General features: G+C 60.5%; 21 protein-coding genes and 1 pseudogene. 8 read left to right on the top strand and 14 right to left on the bottom strand.

Features of this window, described 5'->3' with window-relative positions:
* Window positions 1-194: 194 nt before the first annotated feature.
* Complete coding sequence (locus NKJ20_RS31415) at window positions 195-1,202, top strand: ABC transporter substrate-binding protein (protein ID WP_352453171.1); 1,008 nt, start codon at window positions 195-197, stop codon at window positions 1,200-1,202.
* Window positions 1,203-1,764: 562 nt separating this feature from the next.
* On the opposite strand, the gene NKJ20_RS31410 is transcribed toward NKJ20_RS31415, so the two are convergent.
* Window positions 1,765-2,487, bottom strand: coding sequence for a hypothetical protein (locus tag NKJ20_RS31410; RefSeq protein WP_352749363.1), 723 nt, complete (start codon window positions 2,485-2,487; stop codon window positions 1,765-1,767).
* Window positions 2,488-2,657: 170 nt separating this feature from the next.
* Here NKJ20_RS31410 and NKJ20_RS31405 point away from each other — a divergent pair, with 170 nt between their 5' ends.
* Window positions 2,658-3,287 carry a TetR/AcrR family transcriptional regulator gene (locus NKJ20_RS31405; protein ID WP_352453174.1) on the top strand — a complete coding sequence of 210 codons (630 nt, stop codon included), beginning with the start codon at window positions 2,658-2,660 and terminating at the stop codon, window positions 3,285-3,287.
* A 1,632-nt stretch (window positions 3,288-4,919) separates the two neighbouring features.
* Here the strand turns inward: NKJ20_RS31405 and NKJ20_RS31400 are convergent.
* The 6 genes from NKJ20_RS31400 to NKJ20_RS31375 form a co-directional block, all read right to left on the bottom strand.
* Window positions 4,920-5,966: a lipocalin-like domain-containing protein gene (locus NKJ20_RS31400; protein ID WP_352453175.1), complete on the bottom strand. Its 1,047-nt coding sequence runs from the start codon at window positions 5,964-5,966 to the stop codon at window positions 4,920-4,922.
* Window positions 5,956-8,355, bottom strand: a complete 2,400-nt coding sequence (locus tag NKJ20_RS31395) for an FtsX-like permease family protein (RefSeq protein ID WP_352749360.1) — start codon at window positions 8,353-8,355, stop codon at window positions 5,956-5,958. Before NKJ20_RS31395 ends, NKJ20_RS31400 begins: the two co-directional genes overlap by 11 nt.
* A complete protein-coding gene (locus NKJ20_RS31390) occupies window positions 8,352-9,008 on the bottom strand; it encodes an ABC transporter ATP-binding protein (protein ID WP_352453177.1) in 657 nt (218 codons plus the stop codon). The genes NKJ20_RS31395 and NKJ20_RS31390 overlap by 4 nt, the downstream gene beginning before the upstream one ends.
* Before the next feature lie 365 nt (window positions 9,009-9,373).
* The gene (locus tag NKJ20_RS31385; RefSeq protein WP_352453178.1) at window positions 9,374-9,520 is read right to left on the bottom strand and encodes a hypothetical protein; all 147 of its coding nucleotides are present in this window, start codon (window positions 9,518-9,520) and stop codon (window positions 9,374-9,376) included.
* Window positions 9,521-9,628: 108 nt separating this feature from the next.
* Entirely contained in the window at window positions 9,629-10,027 is a 399-nt protein-coding gene (locus NKJ20_RS31380; protein ID WP_352453179.1) for a hypothetical protein, read from the bottom strand.
* Window positions 10,028-10,945 carry an aldo/keto reductase gene (locus NKJ20_RS31375; protein WP_352749356.1) on the bottom strand — a complete coding sequence of 306 codons (918 nt, stop codon included), beginning with the start codon at window positions 10,943-10,945 and terminating at the stop codon, window positions 10,028-10,030.
* Between the two features lie 309 nt (window positions 10,946-11,254).
* Between NKJ20_RS31375 and NKJ20_RS31370 the strand changes: the two genes are divergently transcribed.
* Window positions 11,255-12,709: an SIR2 family protein gene (locus NKJ20_RS31370; protein ID WP_352749353.1), complete on the top strand. Its 1,455-nt coding sequence runs from the start codon at window positions 11,255-11,257 to the stop codon at window positions 12,707-12,709.
* Between the two features lie 184 nt (window positions 12,710-12,893).
* Here the strand turns inward: NKJ20_RS31370 and NKJ20_RS31365 are convergent, their stop codons facing one another.
* The 3 genes from NKJ20_RS31365 to NKJ20_RS31355 form a co-directional block, all read right to left on the bottom strand.
* Window positions 12,894-13,472 (bottom strand): hypothetical protein, encoded by a 579-nt coding sequence (locus NKJ20_RS31365; protein WP_352749351.1) that lies wholly within the window; start codon window positions 13,470-13,472, stop codon window positions 12,894-12,896.
* A 430-nt stretch (window positions 13,473-13,902) separates the two neighbouring features.
* Window positions 13,903-14,082 (bottom strand): hypothetical protein, encoded by a 180-nt coding sequence (locus NKJ20_RS31360; RefSeq protein ID WP_352749348.1) that lies wholly within the window; start codon window positions 14,080-14,082, stop codon window positions 13,903-13,905.
* Window positions 14,079-14,993 (bottom strand): IS1595 family transposase, encoded by a 915-nt coding sequence (locus NKJ20_RS31355; protein ID WP_352749345.1) that lies wholly within the window; start codon window positions 14,991-14,993, stop codon window positions 14,079-14,081. The genes NKJ20_RS31360 and NKJ20_RS31355 overlap by 4 nt, the downstream gene beginning before the upstream one ends.
* A gap of 88 nt (window positions 14,994-15,081) precedes the next feature.
* Between NKJ20_RS31355 and NKJ20_RS31350 the strand changes: the two genes are divergently transcribed.
* From NKJ20_RS31350 to NKJ20_RS31340, 3 genes are all read left to right on the top strand, one after another.
* Window positions 15,082-15,699 (top strand): TIR domain-containing protein, encoded by a 618-nt coding sequence (locus NKJ20_RS31350; protein ID WP_352453182.1) that lies wholly within the window; start codon window positions 15,082-15,084, stop codon window positions 15,697-15,699.
* An 86-nt stretch (window positions 15,700-15,785) separates the two neighbouring features.
* Window positions 15,786-16,364 (top strand): toll/interleukin-1 receptor domain-containing protein, encoded by a 579-nt coding sequence (locus NKJ20_RS31345; protein WP_352453183.1) that lies wholly within the window; start codon window positions 15,786-15,788, stop codon window positions 16,362-16,364.
* 459 nt (window positions 16,365-16,823) lie between these two features.
* Complete coding sequence (locus NKJ20_RS31340; protein WP_352453184.1) at window positions 16,824-17,462, top strand: hypothetical protein; 639 nt, start codon at window positions 16,824-16,826, stop codon at window positions 17,460-17,462.
* Window positions 17,463-17,483: 21 nt separating this feature from the next.
* On the opposite strand, the gene NKJ20_RS31335 is transcribed toward NKJ20_RS31340, so the two are convergent.
* Both NKJ20_RS31335 and ligD read right to left on the bottom strand, forming a co-directional pair.
* Complete coding sequence (locus tag NKJ20_RS31335) at window positions 17,484-19,145, bottom strand: DNA polymerase/3'-5' exonuclease PolX (RefSeq protein WP_352749364.1); 1,662 nt, start codon at window positions 19,143-19,145, stop codon at window positions 17,484-17,486.
* A 107-nt stretch (window positions 19,146-19,252) separates the two neighbouring features.
* Window positions 19,253-21,151: a DNA ligase D gene (ligD, locus tag NKJ20_RS31330; protein ID WP_352453185.1), complete on the bottom strand. Its 1,899-nt coding sequence runs from the start codon at window positions 21,149-21,151 to the stop codon at window positions 19,253-19,255.
* A 499-nt stretch (window positions 21,152-21,650) separates the two neighbouring features.
* On the opposite strand from ligD, the pseudogene NKJ20_RS31325 reads away from it, so the two are divergent.
* Window positions 21,651-22,243: pseudogene (locus tag NKJ20_RS31325) on the top strand (transposase domain-containing protein); the annotation flags it as partial.
* A 33-nt stretch (window positions 22,244-22,276) separates the two neighbouring features.
* Here NKJ20_RS31325 and NKJ20_RS31320 read toward each other — a convergent pair.
* Window positions 22,277-22,561 (bottom strand): hypothetical protein, encoded by a 285-nt coding sequence (locus NKJ20_RS31320; protein WP_352453186.1) that lies wholly within the window; start codon window positions 22,559-22,561, stop codon window positions 22,277-22,279.
* A gap of 73 nt (window positions 22,562-22,634) precedes the next feature.
* On the opposite strand from NKJ20_RS31320, the gene NKJ20_RS31315 reads away from it, so the two are divergent.
* Window positions 22,635-22,952, top strand: coding sequence for a hypothetical protein (locus tag NKJ20_RS31315; protein WP_352453187.1), 318 nt, complete (start codon window positions 22,635-22,637; stop codon window positions 22,950-22,952).
* Window positions 22,953-23,157: 205 nt separating this feature from the next.
* On the opposite strand, the gene NKJ20_RS31310 is transcribed toward NKJ20_RS31315, so the two are convergent.
* Window positions 23,158-23,570, bottom strand: a 413-nt coding sequence (locus tag NKJ20_RS31310) for a beta-barrel domain-containing protein (RefSeq protein ID WP_352749341.1), incomplete at its 5' end; no start/stop codon positions are given.

The raw sequence follows: 23,570 nt of genomic DNA, 5'->3' as shown, positions 1-23,570 counted from the left end.
ATCCGGTACGACCGCTGGCGGGAATTCGACCCTGAAGACTCCCTGCGGTTCTACACACTGCGCATGCAGGAGACCGGCATGATCAAGTCGAGCCCGCAACAAATTATCGCCAACGGAACGGACTGGCGCTTCCTTGACGAGTTGAAGCGTGAGCTAAAAACCTGATCCCATCTGTCTCGAGGGGAGACGTAGACATGCAAATCATCCAGAGCCGCAGGCGCTTCCTGGCCGGCCTGACGGCTGCCGGCACCGCAAGCCTCGTCGGCGCTCCAACTCGAGTTCTTGCCGAGCCAGCGCCGGAGACCACACGCATTCGCTTGGCCAAGATCCCTAGCATCTGCGTGGCGCCACAGTATGTTGCAGAGGATCTGCTGCGCGCTGAGGGCTTCACCGAGGTTGCCTATGTCGCCGCAGGCCCCGGTGCGGCCACGGCCTCCGCGGTGGCGAATGGCGAGATCGACTTTAGCCTCAACTTCGTGACAAATTCGATCGTCGCCTTGGACTCCGGTGCGCGGCTCACTCTGCTCGGCGGCATCCATCCCGGTTGCTTCGAGCTGTTTGCCAAGCGCGGGATCGACAGCGTCGTCGATCTGAAAGGCCGGAACGTCGGCGTCCAGGGGCTCGGTTCGGGGCCGCATCTGTTCCTCGCCAGCATCGCGGCCTATGTCGGGCTCGATCCGGCGCGCGACATCAACTGGGTGGTGGACCCGGCGGTCAAGCCCAAGGAGCTGTTCGCGCGGGGCGACATCGATGCGTTCCTGGGCTTTCCGCCGGACCCGCAGGAATTGCGGCGCAACAAGGTCGGGCACGTGATCGTCAACAGCACTGTGGACCGACCTTGGTCACAATATTTCTGCTGCATGCTGTCCGGCAACAGCGATTTTGTGGCCGCGCATCCGGTTGCTACCAAGCGTGTGCTGCGCGCCATCCTCAAGGCTGCGGATCTATGCACCGCTGCGCCGGCCTTGGTTGCCGAGCGCTTGGTGGCGGGCGGGTTCGCCAGCCACTACAATGATGCGTTCGCAGCGATCAGCGAGTTGCCCTACCGGGAATGGCGGGACTACGATTCCACTGATACCGTCCGCTTCTATGCGCTGCGTCTGAAGGAAATCGGTTTGATCGGCTCCACACCCGACAGGATTATCGCGAAAGGTACGGACTGGCGCTTCCTCAACGAACTCAAGCGCGAGCTGAAGACCTAATAGGCGGCGGGAGCGGTCGTTCCACCTCGTTGCCGGCGATGTCTGCATTTGGGCGGTGGCAAAGGCGTCCGCAACGGCCGACATGAGGCGCATCCAGTCCGATCGCCCTAAGGGTTCAACTGGGGCCGGTGACTGGCAGCTTCGAGTCTTGGAATGCCAGAAGCGGGCCTTAGATGCCCAGCTTGCATGGACGAGCACTGACCTGATGCAGATCTTCATGTCGATCACTCGAACGGAAGCAAGTAAACTCGAACTGGCCATTCGCGACAGCGCAAACAGTCTCCCTGACAGCGAGGCGCTCGCGTTGGCGTGATCCAGATTCTAGATCAACTCGCACTGCTCACCCGTCGCCGGCCAAAATCGGAAGACCGGTTCGGGTCATATAGAGACATTCCTTTGCCTGTCACCGGCGACCGCTTCGGGTCGCATCAGGTCGTAGCGCGAACGGCTGGTTTGGAGAAGCGGCAGGAAGGTCAGCAAATGGCGCGCGGAGCGGCCGATGGTGAAGTCCGCTGGTGACCCGAAGCCGCCGCCACAGCAAACCTGTTGCAGCGATAGGGCATCAATTCTGAGGAGCAAAGGTGGTCACGTTTTCCGGCCTCAAGTCGTCGATAGTGCTCGCGCGTATCCACAGCCATCCGGCCAGCCAGGCGATCGCTGTCGCAAGAATTACCAGGCCCAGGTCGAGAGCCCACTCCGGCACGAACACACGGAGCGCGATAGGCATCGCGCCAATGAAATAGAGAGCGAGTGGAATGCGCGGCACGGCTCTTCCGACGGCAAGAGAGATTACAAACGCGAGCGTCCCAAACAGAAAAAGAAACGAACTGACGACCAGAACGAGTCCGAGCGGCCCGCCGCGCAGGTCGATGATGGTTGCCAGCGGAAGCTTCGAAAATACGAGATTGATCACCACTTCCACACCTTCCAGACTTGCCAGTGCAATGAAGTTGATGACAAAGGCGATAGTGCCGAACAAGCCCGCGCGCCGGCCAAACGCAAAAAACAAGCCTACGACAAGACCAAGCGCCAATATCTCGGCGAGTGGTGCGAGAATTTGCGTTAGATCGGTGGTCGGGATGAGCGAGCTGCGTTTAGCCGCGTTGACCAGAAGAATAAGCGCGCTTCCCGCTCCAGCGACGGAGGCAAGCCGATAAAGCGTGACGCTGGACACAGCGGCGCTCGACTGAACAGTCGCGAAATTCTCCTTGTGCCGAGGTTCTTCGGCTGAGCTCTGCGACGACGTGAATTGCGGACGGCGGGGTTCGGCGTTTCTGGCGAGCATGTTCGTTTCTCCATCTGGGAATTTGGGAGCCGCGGAGACCGCAGGCCTATTCCTATCCCCGCTGTAATCACTGCTTACATCCTTTTGTCGAAGGTGTAAACAGTGATTACATAATTGCCGAAATCGTGGTACAGACGCGTGATCCAGCTCGACAGAACGAAGGGAAAGAGATGCCAAAAGCCAAGAGGCCTGGCCGCACCAGCTACCATCATGGCAATCTGCGGGATGCGTTGATCGATGCCGCGGTCCACCTTATCGAGGAGGGCGGCCCCGACAATGTGAGCGTACGCGAAGCCGCAAAGCGTGCGGGCGTTTCCGCCGGCGCACCCTTCCGTCATTTCAGCAACAAGACCGCATTGATGACGGCTGTTGCAGAGGAGGCAATGAGCCGGTTCCGCTCGGAGATTACGAATGCAGTCGAGAACGTTGCTACGGGCGACCCGATTGAGCGCTTTGCCGCCGTTGGAATCGCGTATTTGCGCTGGGCAATTCGAAACCCCACCCATTTCCAGATCATCTCGACACGGAGTCTTATTGATTGGGATAGTTCGGAATCGCTGCGTCGCGATAACGATGCTGTGCGTTCGCTGGTAGAAGGATCAATGGCAGAAGCACAGCGACGAAACATGCTCCGGTCAGACGACATAGCAGAGACCCAGATAGCCGCGAGGGCGCTCGTCTACGGGCTCGCACGCATGTACATTGACGGACACTTTGCGCAGTGGGCAGCGGCTGGACGTACTGCGGAGCGGACTGCGCAGAACGTATTAAAGCACTTCGTGACACTCATTGGCAAATGATGGGCCAAATATGATGCGCTTGGCCGTGGTCCCATTGCTCCCTCAACACTAGCTGTGATTTTGGTGGGATCCTTCCAAGCAGTCATTGCCAATGGGGAATAAGCGCCTCTGAGAAATGTCGGGAGATGGCACGGAGCCGACCAAGAGGTTTTGTTTCCGAACGAAGGATCACTTCATCGAGCGAGTTATCCCATAGACCGGTATTCAACACCCTTGAACCAAACAATCACGACTGTAACTAACAAAGCAACGCGGTCGAATCTTCACCCCCTCGAGGCCCTGTCCCCGACAAGACCAAGTGAAATAGGGAGTCAATCAGGCAGTCTCAAAGAGCAAACTGCTCAAATTCCTACCTCAGCTACCTTCGTTCAACATTTCTAATAGCCATCGATTTCCTTCGACCAACTCGAGCCTAAAGTTGCGATATGCTGCTGGCGCTGTCTCTGCAGACACTAAAATTGCATTTCTATCGTTGCCGAAAGGATAGAGGCTTGCATATCCGCCGTTTGGCATAGATAGGAAAAAGAGGTCATGTTCAGCTGTAACGTCTGAACCTTGTTAGAGCTCAATTACTGCGCCTGTTTCAATGAAATTTCCAGAAATAATTCCGCATATCATCCTCATTTCCTTTCTATGGCACCCATTTATGCAAGGCAAGTAACTGAAACTCACAATATCGGTGACTGGAGGTGAAATGTTGGGATCCGCGCTTCATGGGTCGAAATCTCCCTTAAGCGTAGTATGCCATTTGCGTGCAGCGGGTCGCCTCCGAACTCCCGTGCTCGCGGCAAAAATCTACGGATTTCCGACTGGTACTAATCTACAACCCAATGATCTGTCCCTGCTAAACCGGCTCTTTTCCGCCGGAATGGCGGTCTAGAGCATTCTCTGGATCACGCTAGGCCAGCCGGCAGGCTCTGATATTCAGACGATGTTCGACGCGCTCAACACGTGATGCCGTTTTTCGCGGAGCTCGAACCGGAGTGTGAGGGTGAAATAGCTCGGTTTTGGATACCACCTCATGTATCCGAATGATGGACGTGACTTCTTACGGGCTCTCCGAGAAGAGCTAGATCCAATTGTCGGATGCCGATTAGGTGCGTGGAGGCTCACTTGCCTTGCCAAGGCGACGGGAGCTTTAGCGACACTAGCGATAGGTTACGTCGCCTTACTAAACTGCTCCGGCTCCTCCATGATCTTCGCCTATTTTATTTTTGCTCTCTTATCCGCCCTAGTTGGATTCAATGGTTGGCACGATGCCAACTACAACACGCTGTGGCAGCACCAACCAGGACAATCCCTGCCAGGCCGAACCTGAGGACTGGAACGAAGGCATCCGATCGCAATGGTGCGGAAGGCCCGAATGATGAGGCAGACAATGGCACTCGACTATCCTTGGAAGACTGCAACGGCGTGCTGATCCCGCCGACGACCGGCGACAAGGAGAGCAAGGAACCGCCCGACACGGTGACCACACCGGTGATTCCTCCTGGGCTCCGTGCCGAAACAGGCGCCGGATTAGCCTTCGCGCTGGACGGCAGTGGCGCGCGCCTACGTGTTCCAGGAGTTGTCCAGGACGATTCAACGCACCGGCAAGCGCAGAGTGCTGCGCCTTCCAGCCGGCGATCCAGCTCATTGCCTCTCGTAGCCCGTCATCTCCAGATAGCCCTTGCCCGTGTGGGTGCCTATCACCCGGACCGGACCTTCCCAGTAGGGGATGCTGAGACCCATCCATGCCTGAGAGTTGAGCGCGCCGACGGTGACGTCGAGCGCACGGTCGGGCAAGACGAGACGCCAGCGCGTAGGAATCTTGCGCCCCTCCACCCGGCTCGTCTCCAGCGGAATCATGACAAGCTTGCCGTTGCCGTAGGGCGTTGGCTCACCGTCCGCCGCGATCCAGGAGGCCGAGGTGAATCCGCCGCCAGCAGCATCGCGCAGGCGAAAACCCATCAGTTTCTCGCCTGTGTCGAAGGAGAGCGAGAACCAGTCCCAACCAGTCTGTTCCTCCGCCAGCGGCTGCGAGGACCATTCACGATCGAGCCACGCCCTGCCGCGCACGGGAACCTCGCCTTCCGGCAGCGTGATCGTACCTTCGACGGCGAAGAAGGGCTGGGAATAGTAGTAGCTCGCCTGCCCCTTCGCCGACTTCACCGAGTAGCCTCGGTCGCCGTGGAGAACGAGCGGGCCTTCGGCATGCATTGCGATGTCGTAGGCGAAGTCCTTTCCGGTCGCCGTGAGACGCAGGCTGTCGAAGGTGTCGCCCGCCATCTGCCAGTCGTCGATCCAGGCCGCGAAAGGCTCGGCGGTCACACCCGCCTGGCCCGTGCCGCCGCGCGCGAAACGCTCCGTGGCGCGGTGGGTCGTGGCGCTGGTGACGGCGGCATGGCCGAACCACACCTGCGGGCTCTCCCATCCCTCGGCCTCGCCGGGCGCAAGCGCCGAGCGGAACAGCGTCCATTGCAGGCCGTAGTCCGCACCGTCGGGCCCGGTGAGGTTCGCGGTCAGGTACCACCACTCGATCCGGTAGTCCGGATGGGCTCCGTGATCCCGCGGAAACTCGAACCGCTTGCCCGGTTCCGGGACGGCGAAACCTTCAGTGTCCGTGCCGAGCCCGGCAAAGCCCTGAGCGAAGGCATTGCCGACGCTCAGCAGCAGGAAAATGAGAGCCCTAGCGTTCATTGGCGAATATCCTCAACAGCGCGGCCGGCTCCATGCGCGAAAGCCGCCAGGCCGGCCAGAGCGCAGCGAGCAGCGCGGCGGCGAGCGCGAAGAGCATCAGGCGGGCGTATTCGGTAGGAAACAGGTATATCGGCAGACGCCAGCCGAACGCCTCGACATTGACGATGGCAAGCAGCACCCAGGCCAGCGCCAGGCCCAGTGGCAAGGCCAACAATGCGGTGATCGCGGCGAGCAGGACGGTACGCAGGATCTCCAGCCCTGCGAGCCGGCGTTGGGTCGTCCCCATCGCCCAGACGGGCGCCATCTGCGGCAGCCGCATCGCCGCCAGGGTGAGCAGGCTCATCAGGATGGCGAATGCAGCGACCGCCAGCGTCAGCACGTTCAGCGCCCCGGTCACGGAGAAGGTGCGCTCGAACACCGACAGCGAAAACGCCTTGAGCGCCGCCTGGTCGATGATGCGCGCGACTGGGACGTCGAACGCTTCCGTGAGCGCCCGGCGCAGGCCCTGAGGATCGCCGGTGCGCACGCCGTAGCGGCTCGGCTCGATGCCAGGGAAAGTCTGGCGGAACAGCGCCTCGCCGACGATGGCCTGGCCGATGGGATTTCCGTAATCGCCGAAGACGCCCGCGACCGGAAGCGACAGGCCGGGACCCAGCGCGAGCATCTCGCCGACGCGCAAGCCAGCGCGACGGGAAAGCTGCTCGTTGACGATAACCGCCCTACCCTCTTCGACCTCGTCCCAGACGGCGGGCACCGCGTCGAGGAACCGCCAGTTCTCGCGGTAGGTATAGCCGATCCGCGCCCCGAAAATCTCCGCCGGCAGGCCGGCGAGCGTCGCATCGGCCGACATGATCGGCAGCACGGCGTCGGCGCGCGCCTCGAGGAAGCGCTCCAGGCCGGCCCGGTCCGCGACCGCTTCCGCATCGACGTAGAGCTCGGCCGACAGGCGCTGGTCCAGAAAGCCGACGAAGGTCAGGCGGAAGCTGGAGACCATGGTGGAAACGCCGACATTCGCGGCCACGGCGAGCAGCAGCGCCATCAACGCGAGCCCCAGGCCAGGCAGTTGCTGGCGCGTGTCGGCCCAGAACCATTGCGCCATGGCGCTGTGGGCTTGTCCTTCGCTAAGGCGCAGGATCGCGGCGAGACAGGACGGCAGCGCAAGGGCTGCGCCAAGCAGCAGGCAGGCGAGCAGCGCGAAGCCGGCGGCCAGTCCACCTCCGGTGACGGCCAGCACGCCCGCTGCCGCGAGCAGCACGAGCGCGGCTGCGGCCTGCAGGTTCTGCGTCCGCCTCGAGGCCAGCGCCCAGGCGCGCCCGCCGGCGCTCGCAAGCACCGGCATCCGCGCCAGTCGCCATAGGGCGCTCGCGGCGGCAAGCAGTGCGCCGCCGAGCGCCATAGCCATTCCCGAGAGCCACCATGCCGGGCGGATCTGCAGCGTGCCGGCAACGTCGGCGCCATAGAGGCCCCGTATCGTCGCGGCCACGTCCGGCAGCAAAAGTGCTGCAATGAAATAGCCGAGCGCGATGCCGAGCGCGCCTGCAAGCGTCGCCAGCACGACAAGCTCCAGTACCATCAGGACGATCAGGCGGCGGAGCGGCACGCCGAGCGCGCGCAGGGTGCGAACCATGCCGCGCCGCTGCTCGAAAGCAAGGCCGATCGCGCCGTGGACGATGAAGATGCCGACCGCGAAACTGAGAAAGCCGAAGGCCGTGAGGTTGAGGTGGAAGCTGTCGGTGAGCCGGCCGACATTGGTCGCGCCGTCCGCGCGCTGGAGCACGAGGTCCGGCGATATCTCGGCCAACGGCCGTTGCCGCAGCGGCTGCTCCGGCAGGACGATCAAGCGGCTGATGCGCCCGACACGGCCGAGCAGCTTCTGGGCGACGCCGATGTCGGCGAGTACGGTGCCCGGCGCAACCGCCTGATCGGCGAGAACCGGGTTGGGTATGTTCGCCGCAAGGAGCGCCGCCGTCTCCGGGTCGGCTACCAGCGTGTTTGCGCGCAGAAAGCGATTGAGGTCTGTACGCGTCAACACCGCACTCGCAGCCGAGCCCGGAGGCGCGGTCAGCGGATCGGCCCCGACGAGCCTCACAGAGATGTTGCCGAGGCGCAGCCTTCCCTCCACCACCGGGCTGACGAGCCAGCCGGCGCGGCGCAGCGCGACGAAAATCTCCTGCGCCATTGAATCCCCCTCGCGCGGCATCAGCTGGTCGAACCGGCCCTCGGCCAGCGTGGCGGCAGCCGCGTCGTAGCTTACGCGCGCCTCGGCGTTGATCGCCTGCACACCCGACCAGAGGGCCGTCGCCAGCGCGAGGCCGAGCACCAGCGTCAGCAATTGGAGCCGGCTGCGTCGCCAGTGCGAAGCCAGTGCCGAGAAGACAGCGCCGGTCATGCGAGGCGGCCCTGGCTGAGATGCGCCCGGCGCCCGAGACGTGCTGCAAGACGCGGGGAGTGCGTGACCATCAGGAGCGCCGCGCCGGTCTCCGCCACAAGCGCAAGGAACTGCTCCATCACCTCGTCCGCCGTCGCCTCGTCGAGGTTGCCTGTCGGCTCGTCCGCGAGGATCAGCTTCGGCCGCGCGGCGAGCGCGCGGGCGATCGCCACGCGCTGCTGCTGGCCGCCGGACAGCTGCTCGGGGTATTTCCGCAGATGCGGTTGCAGGCCCAGCGCACTGGCCAGCCGCGAAAGCTCCGTCGAGTCCGGCGCGCCGTTCAGACGCGCCTGGAAGGCGATGTTGGCGGCGACGTCCAGGGAGGGGATGAGGTTGAACTGCTGGAAGATGATGCCGACCGCGCTTCGCCTGAGCCGCGCGCGATCACTGTCGTCGAGCGCGGTGACTTCCTGCCCGTCGAGAACGACGCGCCCGCCGGCGGCGGCATCCAGACCCGCCACGAGGTGCAGCAGCGTGCTCTTGCCCGAGCCGGATTCGCCGGTCAGCGCCAGCGTCTCGCCGGCGTCGAGCAAGAGCGTCACACCGTGCAGGACGGAGACCGGGCCTTCCGGGCCGGGATAGGATTTCCGCAGGTCTTCGATCGAAAGCAGCATGCACCACAGCTACAGTCTGTGGCGAAAAGGAAAAGCGCTGCAGTTGAGAATTCCGAAGAGGAAGCGCGGCTGCCTTGCAAGACCGCAGCCGGATGCAAGCGGGAATCCGATAATTGTTGCATAGAACCAACGAACCAACCGCGGGTGGGTTGCCCTCTCGACGGCACCAGACGGCGGGGTGGTAGGGCTGGTTCTGGCCAGGCTCTCAGACAAACTGCCCCCTCTGTGCCGACACGCCAGCACCGATCAGCCAGTGGGCAGCGGCAGCTGCAGGTCATAGGGGCGCGGAAAGCCATACGAGGAGGCATCGAGCGTCCCGGGGAGCGGCAAGTCCCGGCTGAGCACGGCCCAGCCGGATCGCCCATTTACCGACCCAAACGGCGCAGGACCAGTCCGGCAAGAGCCGTCCCCACCACCGAGAACGGCAGCCATCCCTGCGGATCGCTCATGGTGTGCAGCGTCAGGCCGCTGAAAAGAAGCCATAGGAGCGGGATAGGAAGCAACAGCGCCATGAGCCTGCCACTCGCCGCGAGCAGGATGCCAAGCGTTGCGATCGCCGTTGGATCCGGCGCGATGCCGAAGGCTTCCGCGCCAGTCCATGGCCGCCCGAAGAGCGGCGCCTAGGCGAAAAGGCCGATCACCGCGAGCAGCAGCCCCAGCTGCCCGGCGATGTCTTTCCGATCGAAAGCAAGTCCGCCCACTGTGCCCAGGAACCCCAACAGCAGCGCTTGCAGGCCGAAGGCCGGCGCGACATAGGCGACAGCCCAGTTGATGCTCGCATAGCGGCTCCACAGGAACGACCAGCCGACGAAGGCCCAGAGCACGGCCAGGATGAAGGCGATCCAGAGGGCGTGGTTCTGCAGCCGCCGGAGCACGAGCAGGACGATCGCGAGGCCGGCGGCGAGCGTTGCTAGATGCAACGGCCAGAACGCGACATTGTGCAGCTCAAACATGCGCCGGTAGACGCGCGGCGAAAAGAGCAGGAAATCTCCCAGCCGGTAGGTCCACCATTCCGACATTCAGAGATCCCAAACGTAGGCCGCCATCCGCTCGCACAGCGCCGTGTCCGGGAGGGGACCGGCCGCGGCCGCCAGGTTCTCGCGCACATGGTCGACACGTGTGGTGGCGGGGATGGCGACGGTGACGGCCGAGTGCGCGAGGATGAACTTCAGGATGAACTGTGCCCAGGTCCCAGCACCAATATCGGCCGCCCAATCCGGCAACGGCTCGCCTTCCAGCCTGCGCGTCAGCGCGCCTTGCCGGAACGGCCGGTTGACGATCACCGCCATGCCGCGCTCGGCCGCCAGTGGCAGCAACCGCTCCTCCGCCTCGCGGTCGACGATGTTGTAGGTGAGCTGCACGAAGTCGAGCGGATGCTGCCGCATGATATCTTCGAACAGATCATGCCGGCGGCCTTCGGAGGTCGTGATGCCGACATAGCGGATTTGCCCGTCCGCCTTCATGGCGAACAGTGTTTCGAGATGCGCTTCCCAGGCGACGAGGTTGTGGACCTGCACGAGATCGAAGCGCGGCACTTCCCACAAGCGCCGTAACTCCTCAATCTGTGCCGGTCCGCTTCCGGCCGACGAGGTCCAGACCTTCTCGGCCGAAATCAGCGTTTCGGGCCGACCGAGTTTCTCCAGCCCGTAACCGGTCACCGGCTGCGAGGAGCCGTACATGGGCGAGGAATCGATCATTCGCCCGCCCGCCTCGAAGAAGGCGGCGATCACGTCGACGCATTCATCGCGAAGCACCGGGTCGTCGCCAACGTTGAAAGTGATCCAGGTGCCAAGCCCGACCGCCGGAATCGCCTCGCCGGTGGAAGGGATGGTGCGCATCAGCGGGGCAGGCGTGGCGGCGAGCGTCTTTCCCGGCCAGGCGAAGGCCATCGGGGAGCCGACGGCCACCTTAACGAATGTCCTGCGGGTGATGTTCATCCAACGGTCGTCACTGAACTCCGACCTCCGCGGATAGTCGGGAAAGATAGTCTTCGCGGGTTCTACCGCGCGGAAGGCTGGGGAGACCGTGCCGGTCGAGCGTCAGCGATCCCTTGTGCCGCGCCAGGGGCAGCGCCCCAAGCAACTGGCTCAGTTTTGTCGGCAGTCAGAGAAGAACTTCTAACTTATGCTTAATGTATCGGATTGAAGGTTGAATATCTGGCCCAGCACACCCATGTTTCGCGAGGGGACGGGGCGATATTTCCTATTGCCAGACCGTAAGACCAACGACCAACGAAGAGTCGATCGATGCGGGATGACGTAAAGGGATTTGTTGCCAGTTTTCTTGCGGAAATCGAGGCAGGTAACGCAGCGATCTTTGCTGGGGCCGGACTGTCGGCTCCTGCCGGATTTGTGGATTGGGCTAACCTGGTCCGACCGCTAGCCGAAGAACTCCATCTCGACGTTGACAAAGAGTCCGATCTCGTCGCGGTGGCGCAATTTCATGTAAACGCGAACCACCAGAATCGGCACGCTCTTCACACGGCTATCGTCAACGCCTTCTCGGCAAATAACCCGCCCACCGCCAATCACAGATTGCTAGCGCGGCTTCCCATCACGACCTACTGGACAACCAACTACGACAAGCTGATCGAGACTGCGCTTAAAGACGCAGGCAAGATTGTGGATGTCAAATGGGCCGTACCGCAGTTGGCGAACACACAGCCCCGCCGCGACGCCATCGTTTACAAGATGCATGGCGATGTTGACCGGCCAGATGAAGCGGTCGCCACGCGCGATGATTACGAGCGTTACGCGAGTGACCGTGGAGCGTTCATCAACGCGCTGGCTGGTGATCTTGTGTCGAAATCATTCTTGTTCGTCGGATTCAGTTTTACGGACCCGAACCTTGAACAGGTGCTGGCTCGGGTGCGGATCACGTTCAAAACTAACCAGCGCCGTCACTACGCCATCTTTCGGAACCGGACCCGCCGCACGGATGAAAGCGAGGCTGAGTTTGAATATGGAAAAATTCGCCAAGAGCTCGTGCTCGAAGACCTGAAGCGTTTTAACATTCGTCCCTTGCTGGTCGACGAATATAGCGAGATTACCGACATCTTGGCCGAGATTGAACGGCAATACCGTAGCCGGACGATCTTCGTCTCGTCGAGCGCGAGTGACTTCGCGCCGTGGGGTGAACCGGTGGTGACAAGCTTTATGCGGACTTTGGGTTCGGCCTTGATCTCTGCCAAGCTTCGCGTTGCGACAGGCATGGGCCTTGGCGTCGGCAATGCCCTGTTCACGGGCGCACTTGAAGCGATTTACGCAGACCGCCACGGGCATATCGAGGATCGAATGCTGATGCGGCCCTTTCCGCAATACATCGCCGATGAGGCGAAACGGACGGAAGTTTGGGAAGCCTACCGCCAAGACATAATATCGTCAGCGGGCATCGCATTGTTCCTGTTTGGCAACAAGAAGGTTGGCGATGATACCGTCGTCGCCGACGGCATGATCCGCGAGTTCGAAATCGCCCGACAACATGGCGTGACCTGTATTCCCATAGGTGCAACCGGCTATGCCGCCGCTGAGTTAGCCGACCGTTCGATTGGTGACGGTGCTGACGGAGACGCAGCTCTGCTCGATGCGCTGAAGGAATTGCGCGAGCCGCGTGAGAATCTCAATGAACTGATCGACCCAATCCTAAAACTCGCGGCCGCTGCTCGAAAAATAAGGGACCTATATACGTGTCTGACCCATTGACGATTTTCGATGGGTCGGCTAGCATCCGGAGATGGGCGATAAATTCATCAACATCGTTTTCTTTGTCGTGATGATCGGCGGGATCGCGTGGTTCTTAAGCACACGCCCGCGTGGCCACCAGAGCGCTGGCGACGACTGCCACACCGAGTACGATGGCCGGTCAAACCCGACTGTTTGCAACTAGTTACAACTCGCCAAATATGTCGCGGCGGACCATGGCGGTTTCGGGGTCGTTCGGCATGCCCTCTTCGGCAGGGGTGTTCCCCATCTGATCATTGTCGGTGCTGGTCTCGGGAGAATAGCCCGCCGGTTCGTATGGGATATCCGCCAGCCAATAGCCGCCGCCTTTGAGGCGGGCCACACGGTCGCGCATGCGCCACAGCATCGTTGACAGAACCATCTCAGGGTCCGTGCCTGCAATCGTCAGCCCGCGTTCGGTGAGGGCCTTGAACAGGTCCGTGCGCGATACCGGTTCATTCCGATCGCGGATTATGGCGCGGGCGGCCTCGGCCACATCTTCCTTTTTGCTGTTTCGAATCACATTCCGCTTTGCCGTTGATGGTGCCGGTTTGTTCTCTTCTGCGGATACACTATCCACAGGATTCACAGCCTCTCCGGAAGCAAACGCATTCCACTGATCGATGAATTGGTCGGCCATGGCGATGCGATCACGCCAAACGCGCGCCTCGCCTTCTAGCCGCTCGATCTCAGATAGTGCCTTTATTTTCAATGCCTTCGCATTATCAAGCGCTTTGTCCGACATGTCGTTGCTCCCGAGGATACGTCACACACATACGCCGCCGGCTGCGCACATTCAAGTGACATTCAGGGCTGTACAGCGATACGGATTCGGGATAGAAGATTTACTGCGTCACCTGGTAAACGCAAAAAGGACCGGTCGGAAGCCGGTCCTTTCTTGAGTTGCCAGCGTCTCTCGGAGCCTGTTAGTGCCTGACCGAGAGCGAAGGCAGAAGTGATTTGGTAGAGTTTCTAGTACACTGATTTGCATGAGGACGCAACCGCTCATCTAGAGCGGCAAAGGCACACCCAACGGCCAACGGCCAGAAAGTGAACGCCTTAATGAGAAACTTGAATAAACTGCTTGTGCGGGTTTGCCACTACGTTCGCCCGCATTTCCGTATCCAACACGGCCACCTCGTTTCGGTGCAAGGGTACTGGAGGTGCTGCGGAGCTTAAGTAGGCCCGCGCTTCTTACCGGCCGCCGGAGGCTTGTCCCTCGGCGGCCTTTTCTTTTTCTTTGCACGCTCGGCCAGCTCGTCGGCCTCCTTCTTGTCTGTCTGCGCGAAACGTTCGAGAGCCTCGGCAAAGCCCATGTCGAGATAGAGCGGTGGTTCCTGTTTCTTATCGGTCACGCGATCAAATCCTTGTACCGCAGACGACCCTCGACGCATGTGAAAATGTCATTCATGCGCGGGCCGACAGTCATGTCTCGCCGATTATACCGCCATGTCATTTCGTCCACATACTTGTTCAAGTGCTTCGGCGACACCCAATGGTGAATGCCGACGATCTGGCGTTTCAAGAGAGCCCACACGGCTTCGATGCCGTTGGTATGGATGGTGTAGTGCCGCACGTATTCGCCCTGCGAATGGTTTACCGTGTGGTGAAAGTAGTCGCCGGACAGCCCGATGAATGCACGATCTTCGTCCGTCATGATTGCCGTTCCCGGCGCGACGTTCTGGCGAACCTCGCCTTGAATTGTGCGCGCCGTGCTGTTCGGCACGTGTTTCGTGCGAAGCTCGCCATCACGCTCAATGATGCCGAGCACGATTTCCTTGCCAGCGCCGCCCTGTGTGCCGCCCTTGCGGTCGGCGGCGTGCTTGTTCTTCTCTTTGCCACCAACGAACGTGGTATCGCTCTCAACGGTGCCTTTGAGCGGCGCGTTGAACGAATTGGTCCGCGCGGCGTGCCGGAGGCGATGAAGGACGAACCAAGCCGATTTCTGCGTGATCTTCAAATCCTTGGCGAGCGTCGTGCTCGCAACGCCTTTCGGATGGTTGGTAATCAGCCAAATAGCCATGAACCACTTACGAAGCGGCAGTTTTGTGTCCTCGAAGATGGTCCCGACCTTGATCGAAAAGCGCTTACGGCATGCGCCGCACTTGAACGTCTTGCGGTCGCTGAAATGATAGACGCGGTTATCACCGCATAGAGGGCAGAACTCGCCGTCCCGCCAGCGGATCGCCCGCAACTGGTCAACGCAAGCCTGCTCGTCGGGGAACGTGGTCATTAGGTCAAAGAGGCTGTTGATATGGGCGATCACGGCGCTATCTCCGATTGCCCCTAGACCATAGCCCCCTTTTCAATTTGGGTCAAGCACGTATATAGGTCCCAAAAATAAGGTAACCCCGATGCACAAAGTCTTTATCAGCTATCATCACGCCAACGACCAGTGGGCCAAGCACCAATTACAACAATGGGCCAACCAATATGGTCTGTTCATCGACGTATCTGTTGATACGAACGACGTTAACGACAATCTTCCCACCGAAAGCATCCGTCGGATCATCCGAGATTATTATCTCAGGGATTCAAGCCTTACCATCGTCTTGGTTGGCACGGAAACCAGAGGAAGAAAGCATGTCGATTGGGAAATATACTCCAGCATGTATGATGGAGCGGTCAATAAGCAGTCCGGCGTCCTTGTTGTCCAGCTTCCGTCCACCAATCCCACATATTGGACGGCGGCGCACGAAGTTGAGAAGGCCACGGTCTATCCTGATTGCACCTCGTGGAGCACCATCAGCGACCGGGCGGAATATGAACGGCGCTACCCATACCTTCCTGCCCGCATCATCGATAACTTACTGGCCCCAAAGGCAAAGGTTTCCGTGACCACGTGGGATCGCATCGCCGGAAATTTGAACAATCTCGTGACGATGATTGATACTGCCTACGACGATCGAACGCTCTGCGAATATGACCTGTCACGGCCGATGCGCTCAAACAATGCACCAGCATTCATTTAAGTGGAGGTTTGAAGTTCTGTCAGCAGCATGGTCCTGCCGAGCAGCGCGACCGAGAATATCGTCGTCAGATAATGTAGGGGGAATTAGTGTCCACATTCACGGAAAGCCGCATACGACAGCGCGCCCAGCGAAAGGTTGGAATCTCGAGAACGGCGAAAGCCGTTCTCAAGGAGGAAGTCGCAACAGCAAAAACCAAGACTAGCTTCGACATTTTTCTCAGTCATTCGACTTCTGACGCCGAGATCATTCTGGGCGTGAAAGGCGTTCTGGAGGACTATGGCAAAACAGTCTACGTCGACTGGCTGGAAGATCCGCAATTGGACAGAGCCAATGTCACCGCTGCAAACGCGGAAGTCATTCGGATGCGGATGCGCCAGTGCAAGTCACTCGTCTACGTGCATACTGCAAATTCCGGATCCTCCAAATGGATGCCTTGGGAACTGGGCTATTTTGACGGCTTCAACGGCGCCGTGGCGGTACTCCCCGTGACGCAAAATCATCAGACAAGCTATGACGGTCAAGAATACCTCGGCATCTATCCATATTTGGACGAAGCTCCGGCTGAGGGGAGCACAACCAATGAAATGTGGATTAACAAGAGTTCAACATCTCAGCGGTGGGCCACTTGGGTCAGCGATCCCAGAGCATTCCGTAAGGCGAGCTGATCGGTTCGAACCCCTGCGCCGCATTCGGCAGGAGCCAATGTCCGCCTGATGGACGTTGGCATTGGTTGCCTTCGGCCTCGATCTACCCGGAGGACATCAGTGAGCGCTATGGAGGGAATAGCGTAAACGTAGTTCTCCGTTTCGTTTCGGCCCGCGGGGCGAGATTCGAACGCACGTGGCTGGCCGGACGCGTACGGTATGTCTGCTTCCTGCCCTCGCTTTCCAGAAGCGGCCAGTCTGCCAGCGGCCCCCCAAAGCCGGCAGGCGGCAACGCGCCTGATATCGCACTTTGAAATCAACTCTGCCGCTTCCTGTTAGCCGAAGTTGCAAGCGGCCCCGCCAACAATCGTGGTTGCGCCTTTTAGGGCATCGTGGTTCAGACCGCTGGCGGATTAAAACTCAAGTTGGCTTTGCGATCGGCTCATCGCTGCCGACAATCGGTGACCTATATAAAGGGGCATGTCCACGCGCCGAAAAATCAATGCAATAGCGAAGCTGATTGGAGAGTGGCCTTTAACCCCGGCTGCAACGTTTGGATCGTCCGTCAGAGCGAGGGGTATTTTTCTCGAAATACGCGCCCGCCTTCCAACGGAGTTCAGGAAATTGCTCAATATCGAGTCCCGCGTGCTTACCCTGCGCCTGTCTGAGGGCGCCGAGAATGATGTGCAGGTGGTATTCGGGATCGTATCCAAAGCACTGCAGAATATCGAAGACCTGCCCGTAATCCCCCGTGAAATCGAGGACATTTTGACGATCTCGACGGCCGAACGGCACCGCTGGCTGAAAGATGGTCGTTTGCAGAGCGCCGGGACCAAAACGGTGAAACTCCGCGGGCGGGCAAGGAACATCACTTTTCACGTTTTCGACCCGCAGCACGTGGAGGATGTGCTTGACCGCGACCTCGTTACGGTCTGGCGCGAACAGGACGCAGCGACGGCTGCAGAGAATAGGCGGCGAGCCGCGGGGAAAGCCGCTATGAAACGTGCTCAAAGAAGCGGTCGCGGAACTGCAGCTTCAGCAAGCCATGGCCCCGATGAGAACTCGCACTCCAGTTTGCGCGGCTGGGAAGATTTTGAGAAGGACGGACTCCTGCGCTGATAGGCCGGGCGCACAAGCAGTTTAAGACGTTTGCCTGCGCCGTGCGAGATGCGCAAGGAGGGCCGCCAAACGCATCGCGTTCAGGACCCGCTTCGCAGGGACACCGCCCTTGCGCGCCATCTCGACACCCCAATGCATGTGGTCGAGCTCGCGGATCGAATGAGCGTCCGGATTGATGCTGAAGATGCAGCCCTGATCGAGTGCCTTTTGATGCCAGCGCCAGTCGAGGTCGAGCCGCCACGGATGAGCGTTGATTTCGACAGCGACGCCGTGTTTCGCACACGCTTTGAGGACTTTGTCGACGTCGAGATCATAACCGGGCCGGCGCAACAGCTGGCGGCCGGTCATGTGCCCGATGATTGTCGTCCGAGGATTTCCGACCGCCTCGATGATACGCTCCGTCTGTTCCTTCTTTGGCAACTTGAAGCGGCTGTGCACGCTCGCGACGACGAAATCGAACTGCTCCAGGATATGATCCGGGTAATCGAGCGAGCCATCCGCCAGGATGTCCGCCTCGATGCCTTTCAGTATGCGAAATTTTCCATTGTATGCCTTGTTCAGCCGGTCAGCTTCGCGGTGCTGTTCAGCAATCTCCTGCAGCGAAAGACCGCCTGCGTAGTGAGCGGACTGCGAATGATCGGCGACACCATAGTATTCGAAACCGCGCCTACGCGTGGCTTCAGCCATTGCCTCAAGCGTTTCGGTGCCATCGGATGCGGTCGTGTGAGAATGCAGGATGCCATGCAGATCTTCATCCCGAATGAGGGTGGGTAGCTTCTGCTTTGCCGCTCGCTCAATCTCGTCCCTGCCTTCGCGCAATTCAGGCTCGATAAACTGCAAGTCTAGCGCTTGGTAGATTTCTTCTTCTGTCGCTGACGCGATCAGCTTTCTCCCGCGATGAAGCCCGTCGGCGTTTAGAGTGAATCCCTTGTCGGCCGCGAACGTCTTCAGTTGCTCAAGGTGGTCTGCCGAACCGGTTGCCTCGAGCAGGCTCGCGCCAAAGTGCTTCCTGTCCGTGACAACAAGCCTGAGGGCCATATCCTCGATTCCAGTCGACTTTCTGGCCTGCGCTACCAGGGCGAAGTCGGAAACGAGCTCGCAACCGCGTCGGAAGTCACCTGCAATTTCCACGCGCGAAAACTCTGGATGCTGTTGCTTTACCGATATGACCGCATGGTGGAGAAGAGCGGCGGCCTTGTGCAGGTGAAGTTGCGTTTCGCCGCTTCGCACGATGGCCAGGTTCTGCAGCAGCTTTGTCTGAAGCGCGGCGCCGAGGCCTTTGACTGGGCGGATGCGGTCTTCTCTCGCTGCGGCCTCGAGCTCCGCCAGCGAGTTCACGCCGAGCGCCTGATGAAGCTTCAGTATCTTATCGGGACGAAGCCCGGGTATGGCAAACAGCTCCATCACGCCCGCTGGAACATCCTCGCGCAGCTTCTCAAGGCTTGGGTGCGTGCCGGTTTGGTAAAGCTTGGTCACGATGTCTGCGATCGCGTCACCGATCCCCGGGATCTTGGTGAGGGCGCCGGCGGCGATGATCCGATCAAGCGGCTGCGACAGCGCCATCAGACTGTCTGCCGCGCGCAAGTATGCCTTTGTGCGATAGGGATTGTCGCCGCGCATAGACGCCCGTTGCGCGTATTCCCTTAAAAGACTGGCGACGGTCCTAGGATCGATTTTTGCCATGGCTTCAGCCAAACGAGACCGATCTCCGCAGGTTCCAATGAGGCAAGGCCGTGAGCGCCGCGTTGCCCTTTGAATCCCGGCTTTACTGCCTCTTCCCGCGTCGGACGCTACAGATTGGGCAAGGATTGGTCAGCGCGACCCCATCCAGCCAGAGTTTTGGAGACTGCGCGTTTCTTTAATTCAGGAGCATCGCCCACGTGGAAATGAGAGGGCGCGTCTATTGTCTTCATCTCCGCCCACGTGATCGGTGCCGCGACAGGAGCGCCCGGACGTGATCTCGCGCTGTAAGGCATGATCGCGGTCGCCCCGCGCTGATTGCGTAGATAGTCCACAAAGATGCGACCCTTGCGGCGCGCCTTTGACAACACGGCCGTGAAATGGGCCGGATCGCTCCGGGCGACCGCCTGCGCCAGGCGAGACGCGAAGTCCTTCACCTGTGGCCACTCGGCGCCAGGGGTGAGCGGCGCGATGACGTGCACTCCTTTGCCTCCCGTCAGCATCGGGAAAGTCGTAAGTCCCAGCGATTTAAGGATAGCGCGGAACTGAAAGGCAGCGGCGCGGACGGCCTCAAAATCGAGGCCTTCATCGGGGTCGAGGTCGAACACGAGGCGGTCGGCCTTTTCGACATCCTCGATCCGAGCCCCCCATCCATGCAGCTCGATCGTTCCCATCTGGACGCAAGTCATCAGTCCGTCGGCATCGTCGACATAGAGATATGGTTCCTCGTGCCCGTCTTTCTCTGTGATGCCGACGTGGTGGACTTTGTCGCCAAAGCTGCCGGCGTCGTGTTTCTGGAAGAAGCACTTCTTCGCGCGGCCCTGTGGGCATCGAACCAGACTGATCGGCCGGCTGCCAACCCAAGGAAGCATGATCGCTGCGACCGCTGCGTAATGGTCGGCAAGCTGTCCCTTGGTGATGTTGGACTCCGGATAGATGACGCGGTCACGGTTACTTATCGCGATGGCGGTTGTCGCAGACGCGGCGAGATCGGCTGCATGACGTTCCGTCTCGAGCACGACCGCCTCCGGCTTCTTGTCTTCACGGAGACCAAGATAGATCGGATGTCGTAACGTCCCTTCATTTGTCATTTCGGTGAAGGCAATCTCAGCGACCAGTTTCGGACGAAGCCAGTGTGCGCCGCGCACTTCGGCGCGTGGTGCGTCGACGGTGGCGGCCTTCTGCTCAAGCGGCGCCATGATCTTCAAGAGACGAAGAAGTTCAGCGGTATCGAAGCCGGTGCCGACTTTCCCGGCGTAACGCAGCTTGCCGCGGTCATGAACGCCAAGGATCAAGGACCGAAACGCGCGGACCTTGTCGGACGGCGTCCAGCCGACAATCACAAATTCCTGCCGCCTGATGCATTTGATCTTCAGCCAGCTTGCGCCGCGGGCCGCCACATAACTCGAATCCGCGAGCTTTGAGATGACGCCCTCAAGGCCGGCAGCGCAGAAGCGATCGAGCAGCTCTTCTCCGCGGCCGAGGATATGGTCGGAGTAACGAAGGACCGGATTTTTCGCAGGCAAGATCGCCTCCAGCTTCGCCTTGCGCTCAACAAGAGGAAGCCTTGTCAGATCTTCGCCGTCGAGCTGCAGCAGATCGAACGCATAAAAGTCGATAGTCGCCGGGGCACCCTTCAATGCATTCTGAAGCGCCTGGAAGTTAGATCTTCCTTCCACATCGACAACCACGGCCTCGCCGTCAATCAGGGCTGAGCGCACCTTGAGCTTGCGAGCCTCGGAGAGGATCGAGGGAAAACGGCTAGACCAGTCCAGACCAGATCGTGTGTACGCTCGCGCCTCGCCACCGCCGACGGCAACGAGAATACGATAGCCGTCGTATTTCATCTCATGGATCCAACGATCGCCGGCAGGGACCGTGTCCACGAGCGTTGCGAGCTGGACCGGCCGGAAAGCGGGCGGCGCTAAAGTGACCTCGTCACGAGCGGGCGACTTCGCTTGACTAGCGCTCGACGCATTGATTGCCTTACGCGACGTTGGCTTGACCACTCTGACCTAAACCATACTCAGAGACGAAACAGCGTTATCCGCCGTCCAACGCGCGACTACTTCTTTAGTTTCGCTGCCGGCCGTGTTGAGCTTTTCGCGATCATTGCCGACCCGCTTGATTAGCGCCTCGGCCTGAGGCCGTGCTTCCTGCCTCCGGCCCTTCCATTCCCGATTTTCGCGCACAGCTCACAGGCAATAATCAAGAGCAGGAACGGGCCCTCAAATGCCGCCACAGCGTATCCGGTTTCTGCCATCGGCTTTCGAAGCCTGACATTCCGGTTCCGGTCCCCTGTGGGTACGGTTTTGATCTTCTCGTCGAACCCCATGTTTCGATTGATGATTACTGGACGTGCCCCATTGACGCCAAGTACCTCGCCCAGAGCAGCTCCGATGCCAGTTTAAGAAACGCTCGGGCGCGCCCACGAGCGCGATGGACTGACGCAAGTTCTCCAGCCAGCGGTAGCTCTCCTTCGTCTCGATCGGCACGCGCGTGGGATTGATGTGCCGCTTGAGCGCGAGCGTTCCCTTGAATTTCATTCGGGTCCAGAACTTCACTGCCGTCAGACCGAGGGGCGCGCTGCATGGTCAGAGTTCTGAACGCTCAGCCCGCCTGCACGACCAGATGGAACTCACCTTCGAGGAACTCGAGAGCACCGCGACGGAAGACGAGATCGCCGCCGAACAGGCCGCGGCCCGGACCACCGAGGTGGCGCCTTACATGCGCAAGCGACCGGCGCGCCAGCCATTTCCCGAGCATCTGCCGCGCGAACGCGTGGTCGAGCCGGCGCCGGCCGCTTTGCTGCGGCGGTCATCGGCTGCGCAGGCTGGGTGACCGAGACGCTGGAGGTGGTGCCGCGGCAATGGAAGGTGATCCAGCACGTGCGGGAGAAGTTCACCTGCCGCGACTGCGAGACGATCAGCCAGGCTCCGGCGCCCTTCCACGCCACCCCGCGCGGCTGGGCCGGTCCCGGCCTGCTGGCGATGATCCTGTTCGAGAAGTTCGGCCAGCATCAGCCGCTTAACCGCCAGGCCGAACGCTATGCCCGCGAAGGCGTGCCGCTCAGCCTGTCGACGCTCGCCGACCAGGTTGGCGGGGCCCGCCGACGATGTGGGTAATCGAAAGCTTCACCGGATGGGTACCCTTCTCACGAACCCTTTTCGAAAACACGCGATGAAGACCGAGTGCGCGTGATTCAGCTTCGCCCCTCGCAACGTGATCGGGAGGGCCGACATGCATTTGCCAAAGAAAGTTTGGGGGGACAGGTTTCCACGCAACTTTTGATCCATAGGCATCGAGGCCGTGGCGGCAAGCATCCTCTTGCCGAGTGCGATCAGTTCCTCGCGGCGGCGCTGGCGCTTGGTGAAGCTCTGCCGGCCCCTTTCAGCCTCGCTGGCGTCCGCCTTGGCCATCCGGGACGTCCTTTGCCGTCAGCGAGCTCTCCCGGAGGCGCCGGAGGTGCACGTAAAGGATACCAGCTAGCGCATGCCCGTGATGAACGCGGCCGCGCAGCTCATTGACGATCGCCATGTATGCGCCGAGCGGGATCGCGTCGAAAAGCTCGAGCACGGCGGCCATGCCCTGCTCCACTGGGTCCGGACAGGCCAGCAGCAAGTCAGAGAGGGCCGTCAGGCTGCTTTCTTCGATGAGCGCGTGGTTGGCCGCGGCCCTCATCCTCCTGCTATCGTCAAGCGCGCCCTTGCCGGGGGCGGCGCTTTGCGGTTCATAGCGGCCGAAATGAAAATCGGCGGATCGGGTCTCATTACGATCGTGCCGCGCGAGTGGCTGGAGACGAACGCTTAGCTGCCAATGCGCGAAATCGACGAAAACGGACGGAGGCGCGTAGACGCGTCCTCCGCGATCGTGGAATTACCTGAATCGCCAAGCTGGGCCCCAACCTGCAAGGCCGGCGCCGTCAAGCGTTCTTATTCCACGCCCCCAGAGGCGCCGGCCGCCTTCAGAAGGAAGGCAGCGGAGTTTGGGTTATGGCCGAGCCCGGCACGCGAACTCATTCCTCCCTGAATGCCCGTTGGATTTGATCTGCCAGAGGTTTTACGAGGTAAGACATCATTGTGCGGCTGCCGGTCGAGAAGAACACCTCGACAGGCATACCGGGCGACAAGGTCAGGCCCTTCAGCCTCGTAAGCTCTGCACGTGGCAGGCTGACACGCACAGTATAGAAGCTCGTGCCGCTTCGCTCATCGATGCTGAGATCGGGGGAGATCTCACTGACTACACCATTCAACTCTGGCGTGATCCGCTGGTTGAAGGCCGAAAATCGCAAGGTTGCGCTCTGCCTTGGCATCAGCTGATCAATGTCTTGCGGAGCCACACGTGCCTCGACGGTCAGGTCGTCTGTGACAGGGACAATCTGCATGATGAGCTCTCCCGCAGATATGACGCCACCGACCGTGTGCACGC

This window comes from Mesorhizobium sp. M0185 (assembly GCF_040322175.1).
GTDB lineage: Bacteria > Pseudomonadota > Alphaproteobacteria > Rhizobiales > Rhizobiaceae > Mesorhizobium.
Note: the sequence above shows the minus strand (reverse complement) of the source record. Positions and strands in the feature narration are given on the sequence as shown.